At 40.6% G+C, this 16,712-nt stretch carries 15 protein-coding genes and 2 pseudogenes; 4 read left to right on the plus strand and 13 right to left on the minus strand.

Going from position 1 to position 16,712, the window contains the following annotated elements:
• The first annotated feature begins 116 nt into the window (after positions 1-116).
• From BJP37_RS25925 to BJP37_RS25940, 4 genes and pseudogenes are all read left to right on the plus strand, one after another.
• Positions 117-452: pseudogene (locus BJP37_RS25925) on the plus strand (XisI protein).
• Between the two features lie 131 nt (positions 453-583).
• Positions 584-883 (plus strand): annotated as a pseudogene (locus BJP37_RS25930) (Uma2 family endonuclease); the annotation flags it as partial.
• A gap of 304 nt (positions 884-1,187) precedes the next feature.
• Positions 1,188-2,438, plus strand: coding sequence for an RNA-guided endonuclease InsQ/TnpB family protein (locus tag BJP37_RS25935; RefSeq protein ID WP_075903147.1), 1,251 nt, complete (start codon positions 1,188-1,190; stop codon positions 2,436-2,438).
• Positions 2,439-2,459: 21 nt separating this feature from the next.
• Entirely contained in the window at positions 2,460-2,699 is a 240-nt protein-coding gene (locus tag BJP37_RS25940; RefSeq protein WP_075903149.1) for a Uma2 family endonuclease, read from the plus strand.
• Between the two features lie 190 nt (positions 2,700-2,889).
• Here BJP37_RS25940 and BJP37_RS25945 read toward each other — a convergent pair whose 3' ends face one another.
• From BJP37_RS25945 to BJP37_RS26005, 13 genes are all read right to left on the minus strand, one after another.
• Entirely contained in the window at positions 2,890-3,189 is a 300-nt protein-coding gene (locus BJP37_RS25945) for a cupin domain-containing protein (RefSeq protein ID WP_081431336.1), read from the minus strand.
• A gap of 68 nt (positions 3,190-3,257) precedes the next feature.
• Positions 3,258-3,986 carry a CmcI family methyltransferase gene (locus BJP37_RS25950; protein ID WP_075903151.1) on the minus strand — a complete coding sequence of 243 codons (729 nt, stop codon included), beginning with the start codon at positions 3,984-3,986 and terminating at the stop codon, positions 3,258-3,260.
• Between the two features lie 120 nt (positions 3,987-4,106).
• Positions 4,107-5,120, minus strand: a complete 1,014-nt coding sequence (locus tag BJP37_RS25955) for a Rieske 2Fe-2S domain-containing protein (RefSeq protein ID WP_075903153.1) — start codon at positions 5,118-5,120, stop codon at positions 4,107-4,109.
• A 54-nt stretch (positions 5,121-5,174) separates the two neighbouring features.
• Positions 5,175-5,801 carry a class I SAM-dependent DNA methyltransferase gene (locus BJP37_RS25960; RefSeq protein WP_075903154.1) on the minus strand — a complete coding sequence of 209 codons (627 nt, stop codon included), beginning with the start codon at positions 5,799-5,801 and terminating at the stop codon, positions 5,175-5,177.
• A gap of 6 nt (positions 5,802-5,807) precedes the next feature.
• On the minus strand, positions 5,808-7,130 hold the full coding sequence (locus BJP37_RS25965; protein ID WP_075903156.1) for a DegT/DnrJ/EryC1/StrS family aminotransferase: 1,323 nt from the start codon (positions 7,128-7,130) through the stop codon (positions 5,808-5,810).
• Between the two features lie 68 nt (positions 7,131-7,198).
• Positions 7,199-8,149 carry an NAD(P)-dependent oxidoreductase gene (locus tag BJP37_RS25970; RefSeq protein ID WP_075903158.1) on the minus strand — a complete coding sequence of 317 codons (951 nt, stop codon included), beginning with the start codon at positions 8,147-8,149 and terminating at the stop codon, positions 7,199-7,201.
• A 38-nt stretch (positions 8,150-8,187) separates the two neighbouring features.
• Complete coding sequence (locus BJP37_RS25975) at positions 8,188-9,771, minus strand: phytoene desaturase family protein (protein WP_075903160.1); 1,584 nt, start codon at positions 9,769-9,771, stop codon at positions 8,188-8,190.
• Positions 9,772-9,779: 8 nt separating this feature from the next.
• Positions 9,780-10,589 (minus strand): class II aldolase/adducin family protein, encoded by an 810-nt coding sequence (locus BJP37_RS25980; protein ID WP_075903162.1) that lies wholly within the window; start codon positions 10,587-10,589, stop codon positions 9,780-9,782.
• A 64-nt stretch (positions 10,590-10,653) separates the two neighbouring features.
• Positions 10,654-11,529: a phytanoyl-CoA dioxygenase family protein gene (locus BJP37_RS25985; RefSeq protein WP_075903164.1), complete on the minus strand. Its 876-nt coding sequence runs from the start codon at positions 11,527-11,529 to the stop codon at positions 10,654-10,656.
• 28 nt (positions 11,530-11,557) lie between these two features.
• Positions 11,558-12,445 (minus strand): phytanoyl-CoA dioxygenase family protein, encoded by an 888-nt coding sequence (locus tag BJP37_RS25990; protein WP_143727802.1) that lies wholly within the window; start codon positions 12,443-12,445, stop codon positions 11,558-11,560.
• Positions 12,446-12,511: 66 nt separating this feature from the next.
• Entirely contained in the window at positions 12,512-13,831 is a 1,320-nt protein-coding gene (locus tag BJP37_RS25995) for a DegT/DnrJ/EryC1/StrS family aminotransferase (RefSeq protein ID WP_075903168.1), read from the minus strand.
• A gap of 92 nt (positions 13,832-13,923) precedes the next feature.
• The gene (locus BJP37_RS26000) at positions 13,924-15,120 is read right to left on the minus strand and encodes a phytanoyl-CoA dioxygenase family protein (RefSeq protein ID WP_075903170.1); all 1,197 of its coding nucleotides are present in this window, start codon (positions 15,118-15,120) and stop codon (positions 13,924-13,926) included.
• Positions 15,121-15,167: 47 nt separating this feature from the next.
• Entirely contained in the window at positions 15,168-16,478 is a 1,311-nt protein-coding gene (locus BJP37_RS26005; protein WP_075903172.1) for a DUF3326 domain-containing protein, read from the minus strand.
• Positions 16,479-16,712 lie beyond the last annotated feature (234 nt).

Raw genomic sequence — 16,712 nt, forward strand, 5'->3', positions numbered from 1 at the left:
CTCCCTGCTCCCTGCTCCCTGCTCCCTGCTCCCTGCTCCCTGCTCCCTGCTCCCTTTTACCATCACTCTTATGTTTACATTTTTAAAAAAATGATCAATCAAGAGGTTATTAAACAATGGAAAAACTATAACACTATAGAGAATTAGTCAAAAAAATAATCAATGAATACGGGCAATATAAGCCTAGATATGGAGATATTGAAGTCCAAAAAATCTTTGATGTTCAAGGAGATCACTATCAACTGATGAACGTGGGGTGGCATGGAAATCGGCGTTTAAGAGGCTGTGTTCTCCAAATTGACCTTAAAAACGACAAAATTTGGATACAACATGATGGCACAGAAATTGGCGTTGCTAATGAATTAGTAGAATGGGGTGTTCCCCCTGAAGATATTGTCTTAGCTTACCATGCTCCTTATAAACGTCAATATACTGGATTTGCTGTTGATTGATTAAATATAGCAATTCTATTTTCCATGAAGTGAAAAGGGATCCCCCTAAATCCCCCTTAATAAGGGGGAATTTGAGGTTTAAAAGTGTACCTCATAAATGCAATTATCGCTATAAATAGGAGATTTTAACAATGCATAGTTTAACAGTAAAAGATTTAGAAAAACTACAAGCTGAACATCCTGATTATCAGATGGAACTAGTGGATGGAGAAATTCTTGTTATGAGTCCTTCAGGGTTAGAATCAGATGAAGTAGCTGCTGCTATTGTTACCCAGTTATCAAACTGGGTACGACCTCGTAGACTAGGCAGGGTAACTGCTTCTAGTGGTGGTTTTCGTTTACCAAACGAAGATGGAGATGTCCGCGCTCCCGATGCTTCTTTTATCCTAGCCGAACGCTTACCTCGCACTACAGAAGGTTACGCGGAGTTAGCTTCATCCGCGAGAAGCCCCACATCTCAATGCTACGCCATGAGTGTGGGATGAATCGCGGACAGGATATGCATGGATTGGCCTACGGCCTCCGCTACGCAAACAGGGAAACGAGCTATCAAACTCCTAATCAACTCAGATGAGTTCATTCCTCTGTGATTGGCTTCTTGTTCCAGTTGTTTTTTTTTCAAAATCGGTAATAATAATTTTTAATTGTTTATTATTAAATTAGTATATATCCATTGCTATATGACCGGACGTTAAGTATAATATTACTAGGTCGATAAACAAGAGTAAATGTCAAATGAGAATCGCGTATCAGTACCGGTTAAAACCGACAAAATATCAGCAAACTAAGATAGATAACTGGCTATCGATGCTGTGTGCTCAATACAATTACTTGTTGGCTGACCGGTTTTCTTGGTACGAACAAAATCGCTGCTCAATCAATGCTTGTCCTCTTGTCTGCCATCTTCCCGAATTAAGGGACAATCCAGATTACTACTCCCAGAAAAAGACTTTACCCAATCTCAAGAAGACTCATCCTTGGTATAAAGAGATTCACTCTCAGGTACTCCAAGATGTAGTTAAGAGAGTAAAACTAGCTTTTGACAGGTTTATTAAAGGAGATAGTAACGGCAGGCGAAGCGGAAGACCTAGGTTTAAAAAATGGCACCGCTACCGTACCTTTACTTACCCTCAAATGAAAGAAGGGTGCCTAGAAGGTAATCTAATTAACCTCCCCAAAATAGGTAAGGTCAAGGTTGTACTGCATCGCCCTATTCCTGATGGGTTTAAGATCAAGACCGCTTCGATCACCAAAAAGTGTGATGGCTATTACTTGGTATTATCTCTAGAAGATAATACCGTCCCCGTTCGCGCAGCGTCGGCTTCGCCGAAGGTTAATCCCGATATTAACCCTGATTCAATAGTTGGCATTGATGTTGGTCTTAAAGAGTTTTTGACAACTTCTGAAGGGGAAACAATAGAGATTCCCCAATACTACCGAAAGTCGCAAAAAAGGCTAAAAGTTATTCAAAAACGGGTATCCCGACGGAAAAAGGGAGGTAGTAACAGACTCAAAGCTATCAAGCAACTTGGGTTACAGCACAAAAAAGTAGCTGATAAAAGGAAAGATTTCCATTTTAAGACAGCTAATTATTTGTTATCAAAATACGATGTAGTCGCTCACGAAAAGCTAAATGTCAAAGGACTTGTCTTATCCAGATTGGCTAAATCTGTGTTGGACGCCGGGTGGTCAAGCTTTCTGACAATCCTGACAAACAAAGCCGAAAATGCTGGTTTGTTAGTGGTTCCAGTAAGCGCCCAAAATACTTCGCAGAATTGTTCCAGTTGTGGAAAGAAAGTTCTTAAAAAGCTGCATGTACGGTGGCACGATTGTCCCCATTGTGGTTGTAGTTTGGACAGAGACCACAATGCAGCAATAAATATAAAAAATAGAGCGGAAGGGCAGTCCGTTCTTAAAGCCCAGCGCCTCCTAAGGGATGCCCGGATTGGCTGGGAAGCCTACACTGAACCTGTAAGGTCAGTGTAGGAGCTGTCACTTCCTGACTTGATGTTTGAAGTTAAATCTAGAACTGATAGTTTGACTAAATTACGCCGGAAGATCCAGGAATTTCTGGAATTGGGAACTAAAATTGGGGTGTTAGTGGATCCGAGAACTCGCACTATGGAAGTTTATCGCCTTAATCGAGATAAAGTTGTGCTGGGAGATGGGGATGTGCTGCAAGTACCGGAATTGCTTCCGGGTTGGGAATTGTCTGTGGTGGAAGTTTGGGCACCTGAGTTTGATTAGAAAGGGCGATTAAGTAAAAAAGTCAGACAATGTCAGTGTTTGGTTCAGAAGGCAATTCAGACGGTACTTGCTGCAACTATACAAGTTTAATCAATATTTTAGTTCTTACGATTACCGGTGACATCATCCTGTCATTGGTAGCTATAAACCCAGTAATATGATCGAAGCACTGCTTCCTGAACTCAATGGCTCAAGCAAAGTTGGGATAATGTATCCAGCAAACACGACCGGCCGTTTCGCCATGATTGCTTACGGTATGAGGTTCTTTAGCCGGAACCATAATTTCTTGACCAATTTCAAGATTAGAAACCTTACCTTGGCAAGAAACTTTCATTTGTCCTTCTAAGAGAACAAAAAATTCATCAGTCTTATGACCTGGATCTGACCAAGAATCTCCTGGAGATAACTCCCATACTTCACAAATTAATCCTTGCTCTTGCAACTTATTTTTTAGTTGTTCTAGATCCATTTTTGACTTAGAGTAAGACATAACTTTATGTTAGTAAATTTGTCAAACTATTTGCTCAGAAAGCATTACAGCAATATAGTTTTATGTGTTCAAACTATTTTGAGTATAGAATTCCAATTTTTTGAAGCATTATAACCGTACATATCCTGGTAGTAAGTATCGATTAAATACTCATCTTGATGCTTCATTAACCAGTTTCTTAAGTCATCCATTTTACGACATCCTCGCTGGATTAATTCCTGGTCTTCCCAATCATCCCACACTTCCCACATAAACTTATTGGTGTCTTCAATAATCAGGTAATCTCCACTTTGTAGACCATTCTGGTGAAAATGTTCGAGGATACCAACTAGGTTGTCATGAACATCCTCGATAACTAACCAGGGATGAGGCAGATTATCAAGCAATTCCACAGATAAAACAGCACTAACTTCTCGACAATCACCTTCTAAAAAATGAACTCTAGAGTCTGCTTTAGCTTGATCATCAAGCTGAAAAAGATCGCTATCGACACTGTAAACTTTACCTTCTATCCCCAATAGTTCCAAGTGATCTGCTAACCAAATTGCACTTCCTCCCTTCAGGGCACCAAGTTCAATAATTGTCTTCGGTTGTAACTCGCGCAACAGCATAGGATACGCTGCAATTTGCATCGGGTCTTTTTCCAGAAGCACCCCTTTCCAAGTCTGTAAATAGGCATTGTCTGTCAGAGGTCTCCAAGCCGACTTGGGAATATCACATCTATCTTCTCGCTCGGAGATTTTAACGAACCTTTTATTATCAGATATTTCTTGTTCAGATAAGTTTGATTTGACCATCAGGCTTTGACTACTAATTCATTTAATTAATATCTGTGGTAATTTTTTTTATGCCACTTGATAGTTCTCTAGCTTATGATAAAAAAGTGCAGAACTACCCCTAGGATAATCGAATAAAACTCAACAAACCCCGAAAGTAATTCCTAAATCCTTGAGCCATCGACGGTAAGCTACAGATGCCCGATCGCACTTAACATGTACTTCTGGTAAAAATTGCCTATCAATATTATTTGAAGGAACTAGAGGCAGACATGCTGGACGTTGCGATTCTAAGAGCAAAGCATCTTCACGAGCAATCTTGTCTTGGATAGCTTGCATCTCTGATTCTGGTATTTCTTGTCCATAGTTCATTATGAATGTTACCCAGACCAAACATTCTTCCTCCTCTATTGGGGTAACATTCATAACCCAGTGCATAGTTCTGCTGGTATTGTATATATGTTTAAGTGCGTGTATCTTCAGGTGAGGATAGATATTTATGAATGGATAGTTGGTTAAGGAACCATTACCAGTAGCAGTACAATCAGGATCTCGATGCCATTGGCTAAGGTTGCCTATGGTGAGTTTCTCTTGGTTAAATTCCACTTCATAATCTCCAACTGTAGGGTGACTTGGATCTCCTAAAGAGCTGGAGTGTGCAAAAGGAAGATGAGAGAGATCGAAGGAATTTTCGATGACACGAAATCCACTAGTCCGAAAGTGGTAAGGACCAACCAGCAGTTTACGATACTCCAAATTGTCCCATTCTGGAAATGGCGGAATGTTTTGAGTAGGGTTCCCTAGGCTAACCCATACATAGCCGAAACATTCTTTACACTTATAGGTCTTTACGCAAAAACTTGCTGGAGGTGCCTCCCCAGGAAGAGATGGGATAATTACGCACTTGCCAGATTGATCGTACTCCCATCCATGATACATACAAGTAAGGCGATCGCCAACTATCTTTCCCAGATTAAGATAAACACCCCGATGGATGCATCTATCCTGCCATGCGAGAACGGGAGATTCAGGAGAGTTGCCGCGCCATAAGATTAGTTCTTCTCCAAATAACTTTTGTTTCTTCTTACTACCTGGTTTTATGTCGTCTATTTTACCAACAATATACCAGTTGTCTAGCATAATTTCATTGGACATAAATCCTAAATCCTCAAGATATAGTCGGTATTTCAATTTTATAAATCATTAATATCACTCCTTTTTAAAAGCCAGAAGATACATCAACTTGGCTTCGTCATATATAGGAAAATCCTCTTCACTGACTAATGTCCAGGGTAATTGCTCTAAGGCTGTCTGCATTTCACGGCGATAATCTTCCCGTATAGTCAACAAAAAAATTCCCTCCTCCTTTAACAGGCCGAATAGATTATTTAAAACCTCAACCCCAGCATGAGCATAAGCAAAAACTCCTGCTGCAATAATAGCATCAAAACTTACTGAATTGCTAAAAATTTGGGAATCTTCTAAATTACACTGATGGAGAGCCTTGTAGACTTGTCTTTCTTTAGCGATCGCTAACATTTTTTCTGACAAATCCGCAGCAGTAAGATTAGTATATCCCTGTTGGGCTAAGGCTTCACCCACTAACCCTGTCCCAGCACCAGCATCTAGGATTGTGGCATCTTTATTAGGAAGCAGTTGGCTTAATGTCCGTGCTATGTTAGCAGGCATAAAAGACCAATCTTCTTTTATATCTGCATCATAGGTATTTGCCCAACTATCGTAATTAGTTTTTAATTCCTCAGTGCTTTGGCTATCACAAATTCCAGATAACCAAGGTCTTGTTTCTAAAAAATCCTTGGCTTGTTCTTCGATCATCGTTAATCACTCCCTCACTACTTCAACCAAAGTATCAGGAGATAAACGTTGCAGGTGCCAATTAGTAACTTCTTCTCCTGGTATCAAAATTGGACTCCCTGGGGGAACTTTCTTGATACAGCAACTACTTATTTTACCTAATGCTTGGCCAATAGGTAATTTTACTTTCCGGCTAAAGAAAGCATCTTTAGGTAAAGTCCTCATTTGAGGGCGACGGCAAAAGTAACTGTCAGGTAAACTCTCTTTTGGTGCTTTTTCGCTCAGAATCGGCACAATCGCTGCTAAGGTTTCTCTCATAAATTGGAAATCCTGTGGATTGTGATGGAAAGAGAAAATTAATAACAATCCCTCCTCACCAGCAAATTCCCCATCAATCCCGCTTTCGTACAACAGCTCTGCTAACTCTTCCCCTGTAGTGCGATCGCTTTTTAAATAGATTTTCAGAGGATCGCTAACTTGGGCATCATAAGTTAACACCTTGCCGTAATTATCCAATTGACTGCGCAGGCGATCGCATTCACCAATAGCTTGCCAATATAACCCTTGACCTGACTCAGAATACCCCTTGTTGATCGCATCTTCAATACTCAGCATTAACAGGTTACTGCGGGTAGTGGTTTCAAATAAAGGCAAAACCCCCATAACTTGTTCAACAGTAAACCGAGAGTCAGTTGGTAAATGCAATAAAGCAGTCTGTACCAAACTCCCAGTATATTTGTGCATACTATGGGTTACGATATCAGCCTTAAATGCGATCGCTGATTGCCATTGTTCGTCCAGAAAGGGAAAATGACTACCGTGGGCTTCATCTACTGCTAAAGCCAGATCGCTATCGCGACAGTAATCAGCTATCAATGCCAGATCCACAGTTACACCTTCATAACTCGGATGAGTTAGTAACAAAGCCGATACGCCACTGGTTTCTAATGCAGAAATCACCTCGGAGGTAGTGGGCATCAAAGACACAGAAGGAATAAAATAAGGCTCTAATCCTGCTAAGATGATACCATTAATTGTAGCAATATGACTGTTAAGAGCGATCGCCACTCGTTTGTACTGAGTACCCAATAAAGCACAAGCCGTTAAAACCCCTTGAGTCCCTCCCCCAGTTAGCCAAAACGTATGTTTAGTGCCATACATTTCAGAGAAATGTTTTTCTATGCTCTCAGTGCGAGGGCGAGTGAGAAATGGTGCATCATATTGATAGATTTCTTGACTGAGGCGTACGCTATTTTGAGCAACTCCTTGGTGGGCAGGAGTATAAAGACTCACCTGCACATCCTGATTATGAGATGCGATTAGCTTATAAGTGGAAGAAGGTTGAGTCATAAGCTACATAAAAATCGGCTGAAGTTGTGGTATTGGGCGAATTGTACTTTCAAAGGTTACAATGACTCTCAGCGTCGTAACTTATGAGGCGTGTTGACGGTGTATCGTGGCTGTTCACCTCGTGCGTAGCGTCTAATGTTATCAATCACCACAGCCGCCATACCATCGTAACTTACCTCGGTTGTGGCACCAATGTGTGGAGTAATAATTACGTTTTGCTGACGAAGAGAATCTGTGGGGGAGTCAACGAAATCAAGACCAGCTCCTGCTAAATCTCCGTTCTCTAGTGCTGCTTCTAAGGCATCTGTGTCCAGTAAACCACCCCGTGCTACGTTGATGAGAAATGCTCCAGGTTTGATTGCTGCCAGTGTGTTCTGATTAATCAGATGATGAGTGTTTTTAGTATACTCGGCACACAAGATAATATAGTCAGCAATTGATAACGCTTCAGAAAGAGCATTAGAGCCGTAAACTTTTTCTATCCCTGTTTCTGGTAACGCACCACGTTCTGGGTGTTGCCGAACCGCAACAAGACGCATTCCAAAAGCTTTTAGGCGTACCGCTAATGCCGTACCAATGTCACCAAGTCCAACGATACAAGCTGTTTTTCCCAATAAGGCAATACCTGCTTTTGCACTCCAGTCTTCACTTTTAGATGATTGCTGTGTGGTTGTCATGTGTCGTGAGAGCATGAGCATGAGCATGATGGCATGTTCGGCAACGGAATCAGCATTGCCAGAAACACGCCCAGGTACATGTGCTACCCATACTCCAGCACGAGTAGCTGCCTCAATGTCTATGGTTTCTATACCGACACCAAACTCTTGCACTAAACCAAAGTGTCCAGAGGCAATGATTGAAGCATCAATGTTAGCCATCCAAGGTATCACAACATCAACACTATCTAAATACTTGATAATAGTATCTGAGGGACAGGTGATAATTTCATGGTCTGATAGTTGTGATGCTAGTAAGTTCACTGCTAGTGTTGCGCTATCGCTACACAATAAAACTTTCATAATTTAGACTGAAAAACAGCATCAAGTAATCCTTAGCATCAACCCCCTATAATCTTCATAGCTGCATTATGCCCTGGAATCCCACTAACACATCCTCCCCGTTTAGCTCCAGAACCACACAAGAAGATATTATCAAAGCCAATCTCCACACCCCACATTCCCCGTTCTTCTTCTGATTCTACAAAAGGCCAGGAAAGAGATTGATGAAAGACATGACCTGTGGGAATGCCTACTTCTCGTTCCACATCCACTGGAGTTGCTACATCAACACAAAGTTGACCATTTTCATCCCGCGCTATACAATCTTCTATGGGATCTAATAAATATTGATTTACCCCATTAAGATACCTCTCCAATACTTTCTGTTTCTCTGTTTCATTGTCTTTAACAAATAAGCTATAAGGCATTTCCAACCCAAATAAAGTTAGGGTCTGGTAACCTTCTGCTCTCAGAGATGGGGAGAGGATAGAATCATCCGTTAAACTATGACAATAAAACTCGCCAGGGGGATGTTCTGGGATCACTCCTTCACAAGCCATTTTGTAGCTATCGATGATGTTTTGATAACCCTCGTTGACATGAAATGTTCCAGTAAATGCCTCTACAGGATCGTAATCTGCCTTCAAACGGGGTAACTTCCTTAAAACCATATTAATTTTGATAAACGATCCTTCATCTTTGGGATCGTTGGGAGGATTATACCCACTCAACAGTTGGGAAAGTTTTTTCGGAGCAAGATTAACTAAGACATATCTTCCACTGACATAGCTTTCTTGGTTATTATGTTGGAACTTTACGGTTGCTTGCCCTTCGTTTGGCTCTATTTTGGTGACTTCAGCATGGTTGAGTATCTCGACACGATTTTTTTTGCATTGAGCAACAAGTTCCTCTGTCAGCTTCCCCATACCACCCACTGGAACACACCAATCCCCTGTACCATTGGCAATAATATGATAGAGAAACGTCCGATTTTGTTTTAAGGACGAGTCATGGGGATGGGTAAAGGTTCCAATCGTTCCATCTGTGAATACTAAACCCCGCACCAAATCGCTTTGAAAGAATTCTTCAATAGCAACTCCCAAAGGTTGCTCTATAAATAACTGCCAAGCTAGCTTTTCTTCTTCTGTTTGAAAGCGATTTTTAATTTCATCTCTCGTCTGCATCGGTTCAAGCAACGAAGGCCAGATGTGCTTTCCTAAAGACTTTTGCAGTTGATGAAACTTGAGATAGCTTTGGTATTCCTCTAAATTTCCGGTGAGTTGCTTAAAGGAATGCTCAGTGACTATTTCAGATTCATTACTAATCAATAAACCCTGATGTTTTCCATTCTTCTCAAATGGACTGAAGGAAGCCGGATTTCTTTGTCGGAATTGAAAATTTAAATCTAGATCTGAGATAATTTTTGGTGGGAGCATTCCCACTAGATAGGCATACACTGAGAGTTTCGCTTCGATACCTGGAAATAGTTGTTCTGAAACAACTGCTCCTCCTACCTTATCTTGTCGTTCTAGCACCAAAACTGAGCGACCAGCTTTGGTAAGATAACAAGCAGCAATTAGTCCATTGTGTCCACCTCCGACGATAACGACATCGTAGTTTTTTTGTATATTTGAAGATGACATGATTTTTCCTAGGGTAACTTGGCTGGCAGTATGTCAATATAAGAGGGATCGAGCCGATCGAGCAAACGGCGATTAGCTTCCCATACACTCTGGAATTCTCGGTTGTTCTGGAGGAATGGACCCTCGAACTGCTTTGCTGTATGTTCGCAAATCTCAGGTGGTGGTATTATCGGCTTGGCGTTGCTACTTAACACATTAACCTGAATCTCGCACGCCTTATTCAGGTAGTACATGTAGTAGAACGCCTCTGCCACTGTTTCACCTACAGTTAAAAGACCGTGGTTACGGAGGATTAAACATTTCTTGTTTCCCAGAGATGCCACCAGCCTTTCTCGCTCATCCAGGTCAAGTGAGATGCCCTCATAATCATGGTAGGCAACCCGATTATAAAATTCCATGGAAATTTGGTTAAGGGGCAACAAACCCTCTTCCATAGCAGCAACAGCCATGCCACTAACAGTATGGGTGTGGATGATTGCATGGGCATTAGGGCAACCTAAATGAATAGCACTGTGTATTGTAAATCCAGCAGGATTTACTTCCGCGTCTGCCTGGTCAATTTTGTTGCCATTAGCATCCACTGGAACCAAATTTGATGCACATATTTCGTCGAACATCATACCATAGGGATTAATCAGGAATATTGGTGGTTCCTCTTTAATGCGCACGGAAATATGGGTGTAGATCATGTCTGTCATCCCATAATAGTGAATCAAGCGGTAAGCAGCAGCAAGATTTATGCGCAACTGTTGTTCTTCTTGGGAATAAAAGGTAGTTATGGGATTATTTGGATAGGAACTTTTTGTATTTACATTCATGTTTTTTTATGTTTTCATTAGTTTAGTCTTCACAGGAAACCGTCATGAATGCTACAAAATTTAATTAGCATGAAACGAATTTACTTTTAGAAATTAAATCACCATCCTTAAGGTCAGTTAATTTATAACCAAAGGAAGTTAAAGTATCATCACCTTTAGATTTTATCAGGGAGTATAGACCATCAAGTAAAATTTTTGAGTAGCGGGCTTGGGAATCTACAAAACGCATCGTGTATGCCATTCTCGATGGTAATTTTCCTTCCAGGAGGGGGACACTTCTATGCCAAACAAATTTGTCTAGTAGAAGGGCATCACCCACTTCAAAGCTATCTTCTACTTTATTTTTATCTAAAACCATCTCTTCAACTTTAGAAGCATAGAAAAACTCAAAATAATTAAACTCTTCGGTTTGACAAAATTCTGCAAAATCTTTGTGTTGTATTAGTTCGTACCGGAGGGCATAGTACCCAGAGGTTGGATAAGCCTTTCGTGGTACATATGCCATGCCTCCATGTTGCTCTTCGGTATTAATGGGGACTAGGGGTATCCAAATAGAATAGGCTAAATCTTCTGGTTTAATGAAGTTGAAGCTAACAAGATCGAGATGAAAATGAAATCCTTTTCTGTTTGGTTTTAATTCAAATCCCACACCTTGGGTGAAGATTAATTTATGTTCGATTAATTGCTTGAGGGTATTTTTAAAGTTTTCGTGGGAATAGATTGTTTTTGTTACGGCATTTGCTAGGTCATACCCCACTCTGGAAAAATCCCCACTGTAAGATTCTGGAACTTTTTTTACTTGATGGGATTGGGCGATTAAATTCCGTAATTTATCGATTGCTTCATCCGTAAATAGTTTTTTGAGTTTGACAAACCCATTCTCAGCAAAAGAGTTTTTTTCTTCTGGGGATATAGTGATTTTGTTGACTAGCAAAGACATAAGCTTTTAATAAATCAGGATGTAGGATTTAGCATAAGTTAGAGCTATAAACAAATTTACTCTTAGAGATTAAATCACCCTCTTTAAGATCGGTTAATTTATAACCAAAGGAAGTTAAAGGATCATCCCCCATAGCTTTCACCATGTAATTAAAATCATCAAGAAAATTTTTACCATAGCGGGCTTGGGAATCCACAAAACGCATTGTGTATGCCATCCTCGATGGTAACTTTCCTTCCCTCAGGGGGGCACTCCTATGCCAAACGAATTTGTTTAGTAACAGAGCATCACCTACTTCAAAGTCATCTTCTACTTTATTTTTCTCTAGAATCAATTCTTCCACTTTGGAAGCATGGGGAAAGTTAAAAAATTTAAAATCTTCAGTTTGACAAAATTCGGCAATATTTTCGTGTTGTACTAGTTCATAAATCAGGTAAAAATACCCAGAGGCAGGATAAACGTTTTGAGGTACATATGCCATCCCTCCGTGCTGATATTTGGTATTAATGGGAACTAGGGGTATCCAAATAGAATAGGCTAAATCTTCTGCTTGAATAAAGCTAAAACTAGCTACATCCAGGTGGAAATAAAATCCTCTTTTGTTGGGCGTTAATTCAAATCCCACACTTTCGGTGAAAGTTAATTCATTCTCGATTAATTGTTTGAGAGTGTATTTAAAGTTTTCCTCAGAATAGATCTGGTGGGTGACAGCATTTTCTACACTGTAACCAATTCTGGAAAAATCCCCAGTATAGTATTCAGGAGCTTTGGTTATTTGCTTAGAGTTGTAGGTTAGCTCCCGTAATTTATCTATAGCTTCGCTGGTTAATAGTCTGTTTAGCTTGATAAATCCATTGTCCCAAAAGAATTCTTTCTCAGCTTGGTATAAGGTAATTTTGTTGACTAGTGAAGACATTTTTTTGTTAGGTAATTCATAGCAATCAATAAAACCATACTGTGTTAACAATCTTACTTTTATGATTTAACAAGTTATATCAATCATGGTGTTAGATTCTAAAACTTTGAGATGCCAATTAGTCACTTCTTCTCCTGGTATCAAAATTGGACTTCCTGGGGGAACTTTCTTGATACAGCAACCGCTTATTTTACCTAATGCTTGGCCAATGGGTAATTTTACTTTCCGGCTAAAGAAAGCATCTTTTGGTAAAATATTCATTTGAGGGCGACGGCAAAAGTAACTGTCAGGTAAAGTATCTTTTGGTGCTTTTTCCCTCAGAATCGGCACAATGGCTGCTAAGGTTTCTCTCATAAATTGGAAATCTTGTGGATTGTGATGGAAAGAGAAAATTAATAACAATCCCTCTTCACCAGCAAATTCCCCATCAATACCGCGAGCGTACAAAAGTTCTGCTAACTCTTCTCCTGTAGTGCGATCGCTCTTTAAATAAATTTTCAGAGGATCGGTAACTTGGGCATCATAAGTTAACACCTTGCCGTAATTATCCAATTGACTGCGCAGGCGATCGCATTCACCAATAGCTTGCCAAAATAACCCTTGACCTTCTTCAGAATACCCCTTCTTAATCGCATCTTCAATGCTCAGCATTAACAGGTTACTGCGGGTAGTGGTTTCAAATAAAGGCATCACCCCCATAACTTGTTCAATACTAAACCGAGAGTCAGTTGGTAAATGCAATAAAGCAGTCTGTACCAAACTCCCAGTATATTTGTGCATACTATGGGTTACGATATCAGCCTTAAATGCGATCGCTGATTGCCATTGTTCGTCCAGAAAGGGAAAATGACTACCGTGGGCTTCATCTACTGCTAAAGCCAGATCCTGCTTGCGACAGTAATCAGCTATCAATGCCAGATCCACAGTTACACCTTCATAACTCGGATGAGTTAGTAACAAAGCCGATACGCCACTGGTTTCTAATGCAGAAATCACCTCGGAGGTAGTGGGCATCAAAGACACAGAAGGAATAAAATAAGGCTCTAATCCTGCTAAGATGATACCATTAATTGTAGCAATATGACTGTTAAGAGCGATCGCCACTCGTTTGTACTGAGTACCCAATAAAGCACAAGCCGTTAAAACCCCTTGAGTCCCTCCCCCAGTTAGCCAAAACGTATGTTTAGTGCCATACATTTCAGAGAAATGTTTTTCTATGCTCTCAGTGCGAGGGCGAGTGAGAAATGGTGCATCATATTGATAGATTTCTTCATTCAGGCGTACGCTATTTTGAGCAACTCCTTGGTGGGCAGGAGTATAAAGACTCACCTGCACATCCTGATTATGAGATGCGATTAGGTTATAAGTGGAAGAAGGTTGAGTCATGGTTGATCTGTGCCCAGATTTGGAAATGCTGATTGTTCAGATTTCAAATAAAATTCCCATATCAGATATGGAGTACTCATATAAATAGGAACCTACGCTAACGTTACTTGTTCATTACTTGTTTCTTGTAGAACCCTGTTGTAGCCAAAACGATCTTCACCCCTCAGTAGCACAGCTTTCCACTTGTCCAACTTAATTTTTTTTCCACCCAAAATTTCTACGTCATAGCCCTCCTCAAGCATCTTCTTAGTGTAAACGCGCGTGTCTGGTCTGATTATACGACCAACGACAGCCCATCGATCTTTGTTTGTTATATTATCCGTTGAGGCGTGAACTGTTCGCTCGCAAAAGATTATGGCCTGTCCCGCTTTTGCTTCTAGTAAATTGACATTTTGCTGATCAATTGGATAATCAAGTTCTACTCCGTATCTACCGAATACTCTGTCTCCTTGACCAACCTGGCTTGCGTGTTTAACTGGATAAATTTCCCGTCGAGAACCAGAAACCATTTTCAGGCAAGACCTTTCTTTCGGTGCATCAGTAAGCGCGATCCAACAAGTGACCTGAAAAAGATCTTCCACGTCTGGCGGTTGTAGCAATGACTCTTTCATATCAGTGCTGAGCCAAGTACTGGTTTGATGCCAAGGTGTGCCACTGCTAAAAGAAGGTGTGTGGAAAAAATAAGAGCGCCACAAAAGCAGATTTGGTCCCAGTATTTGAGCGCAACGTTCGGTAATCGCTCGATTCTTAAATAAATTCATTAAGGTGGGACTTTCTAGATGACGGTTTACCGTATTCAATTTACTGAACACTGATTTTTCAGCTTCACTCAACGAGTTAATATCGCCCCCTTTTCTATTGCCTTTCTGTTGAGTTTCAATTTCGTAATCGCCTCTGGTATAGGAAAATATATTTGATTCCTTCTTGGTAGCTAAGTCTACTAAATCTTCTTTCAGTCGTTCCATCTCTTCTTCTGAATAGCCCAGATCGAAAGGACCTATATAACCTTTTTCATGGAAAGCGTGAAGATCTTCTTCTGTCAATTGATACTCGGCATCAACGATCGCTTTTGACTCATAAGATGCTGGTTCTCGCATCTTGCAGTAATAATCAAAAAATAACTTTTGTCCACCTGACTTAAATGCCACCCAAAACATGTAATTATTCCACCCTGTAGGCAATTTATCCATCAAACTTTTAGGTAACAAGGGCTGAATAAATTTCAGTTTGACCAGCACAAAAACAAATACCAGCTTGAGACGATACAAAAAGTGCGGTTGGTAAATCATGTTTTTTAAACTTTTGATTTGACGAATGGACTAAGTTTTATATTTAATTACAAAAAAATCGGCTGAAGTTGTGGGATCGGGCGAATTGTACTTTCAACTGCAATACCATTACGTAACGCTAATAGCAATCCCGCCGCCTCCATGTAGCTATTGACACGATATATCGGGTTGCCTTTAGTTTCGATTTGCAATCTTTCAGGAGTAATATCGTATTTAGTGGTATTATCTTTAACTAAGATTACCGGCACACCTTGGTCTAAAGATGCTAAGAACGGAATATTTCCCACTGTTGTTTCTGGCATTACCACCGCCGAAACATTCTCTACGGATATCCTGGTTTCCCCTGCTGCTACGGGAGTATCAAACCTTACCGGACGGGGAGAGTTTATTAAACCATTGAGGGGCGAACAAACATAGGCACTGGAAATTAATTCTGCTCCATCCCTAGGGTCTACTAATTTACCAAATCCCGTATGTTCCCACTCCAATAATAAGGGAGCATGGGCAGCAGTAAAGGGATAAAAATTAGTGAGCATGTGGGTCATAATTGCTTCCGCACCGCCCCAAGGATTGGGGATAGATTCCCCTCGGTAGTAAGCTTGACGGATTTTATCGTCTACTTCCAAAGTAGTCATTAAAGCCACCGCCCTAGCGGAAGAATTTTCCACCACATCTAGAGCCTTCATCAACTCGTCCATACCTTTAAATTCCCCGGAAGCATTACCATACTGGGAATAGGTACAGGCGGTTTCCACTGGGCCACCCGTTACCACTACAGGGTCGATATTAATTCCCCCTACAGCGCGCAAGCCATTGAGCGCATTAATCACATTGTTTAAAAATCGCTCATCTCTTGGCTTTTCTATAATTGCTGCAATGTTTTTGCGCTTTTCTGGAATCACTCCAATATTACCCAGGAGTAACTGACAAATCAGATTACCTTCCAGATAAAGAACATTATCCTGACCGAAATAGATATCCGACGCAGTAACGGCATTGGGATTAGTGACCAGATAGTCACAAGCGGTCGCTAACAGATTGGTACTGGGAGTAGCATCTCCGGCAAAACCACCAATTTCTGCTCTGACTCCTGTGGGAATAATACTAACTGCGACAAACGGTTGGTTAGAAACCCGTTGACGAATATTAATGTCTAGTAACGATGACCAAACCGGCTCTCTGTCTGTATCGATAAAGCTGGATTCAAAGGTGAGTGTGTCTCCTTCAACCTTGGTTAAAATCAAGCGAATGGGAACACCTGGTAAGGGAAGCGCAGCAATTTTTTGGGAAATTTCTCTCCAGGTGCGCTGTGGGGGAGGGCATTGGATTTCAAAATCTTTGGTATAGACTTGGGTCATTCTCTGTATTTACTTACTAACAACTTATTCAGCCAACGGGATGAGTTTTACACTAATCATCGACTGCCTTACGAGCTAACAACTCAGTAGGTCTAATTTCCAGAGATTCAGCAAGGGCGAAAACCTAGAGTAATCCATCTTTGATCGTTCATTTCCTTGCCTCCTAAGTTTTCCACTTAGCCATAGTATCGTAAGAATTACTTTTCATGGTATAAAAAAATGTTAAATTTTGTT

Origin of the sequence: Moorena bouillonii PNG (assembly GCF_001942495.1) — a bacterium.
Classification (GTDB): domain Bacteria; phylum Cyanobacteriota; class Cyanobacteriia; order Cyanobacteriales; family Coleofasciculaceae; genus Moorena; species Moorena bouillonii.

What these genes read in the sequence shown, in the direction of transcription:
- BJP37_RS26000 (WP_075903170.1), bottom strand. Translation starts at nt 15,120, where the DNA reads ATGATTTACCAACCGCACTTTTTGTATCGTCTCAAGCTGGTATTTGTT.
- BJP37_RS25945 (WP_081431336.1), bottom strand. Translation starts at nt 3,189, where the DNA reads ATGTCTTACTCTAAGTCAAAAATGGATCTAGAACAACTAAAAAATAAG.
- BJP37_RS25935 (WP_075903147.1), top strand. Translation starts at nt 1,188, where the DNA reads ATGAGAATCGCGTATCAGTACCGGTTAAAACCGACAAAATATCAGCAA.
- BJP37_RS25940 (WP_075903149.1), top strand. Translation starts at nt 2,460, where the DNA reads ATGTTTGAAGTTAAATCTAGAACTGATAGTTTGACTAAATTACGCCGG.
- BJP37_RS25985 (WP_075903164.1), bottom strand. Translation starts at nt 11,529, where the DNA reads ATGTCTTTGCTAGTCAACAAAATCACTATATCCCCAGAAGAAAAAAAC.
- BJP37_RS25960 (WP_075903154.1), bottom strand. Translation starts at nt 5,801, where the DNA reads ATGATCGAAGAACAAGCCAAGGATTTTTTAGAAACAAGACCTTGGTTA.
- BJP37_RS25950 (WP_075903151.1), bottom strand. Translation starts at nt 3,986, where the DNA reads ATGGTCAAATCAAACTTATCTGAACAAGAAATATCTGATAATAAAAGG.
- BJP37_RS25980 (WP_075903162.1), bottom strand. Translation starts at nt 10,589, where the DNA reads ATGAATGTAAATACAAAAAGTTCCTATCCAAATAATCCCATAACTACC.
- BJP37_RS25965 (WP_075903156.1), bottom strand. Translation starts at nt 7,130, where the DNA reads ATGACTCAACCTTCTTCCACTTATAAGCTAATCGCATCTCATAATCAG.
- BJP37_RS25995 (WP_075903168.1), bottom strand. Translation starts at nt 13,831, where the DNA reads ATGACTCAACCTTCTTCCACTTATAACCTAATCGCATCTCATAATCAG.
- BJP37_RS26005 (WP_075903172.1), bottom strand. Translation starts at nt 16,478, where the DNA reads ATGACCCAAGTCTATACCAAAGATTTTGAAATCCAATGCCCTCCCCCA.
- BJP37_RS25990 (WP_143727802.1), bottom strand. Translation starts at nt 12,445, where the DNA reads ATGTCTTCACTAGTCAACAAAATTACCTTATACCAAGCTGAGAAAGAA.
- BJP37_RS25955 (WP_075903153.1), bottom strand. Translation starts at nt 5,120, where the DNA reads ATGTCCAATGAAATTATGCTAGACAACTGGTATATTGTTGGTAAAATA.
- BJP37_RS25970 (WP_075903158.1), bottom strand. Translation starts at nt 8,149, where the DNA reads ATGAAAGTTTTATTGTGTAGCGATAGCGCAACACTAGCAGTGAACTTA.
- BJP37_RS25975 (WP_075903160.1), bottom strand. Translation starts at nt 9,771, where the DNA reads ATGTCATCTTCAAATATACAAAAAAACTACGATGTCGTTATCGTCGGA.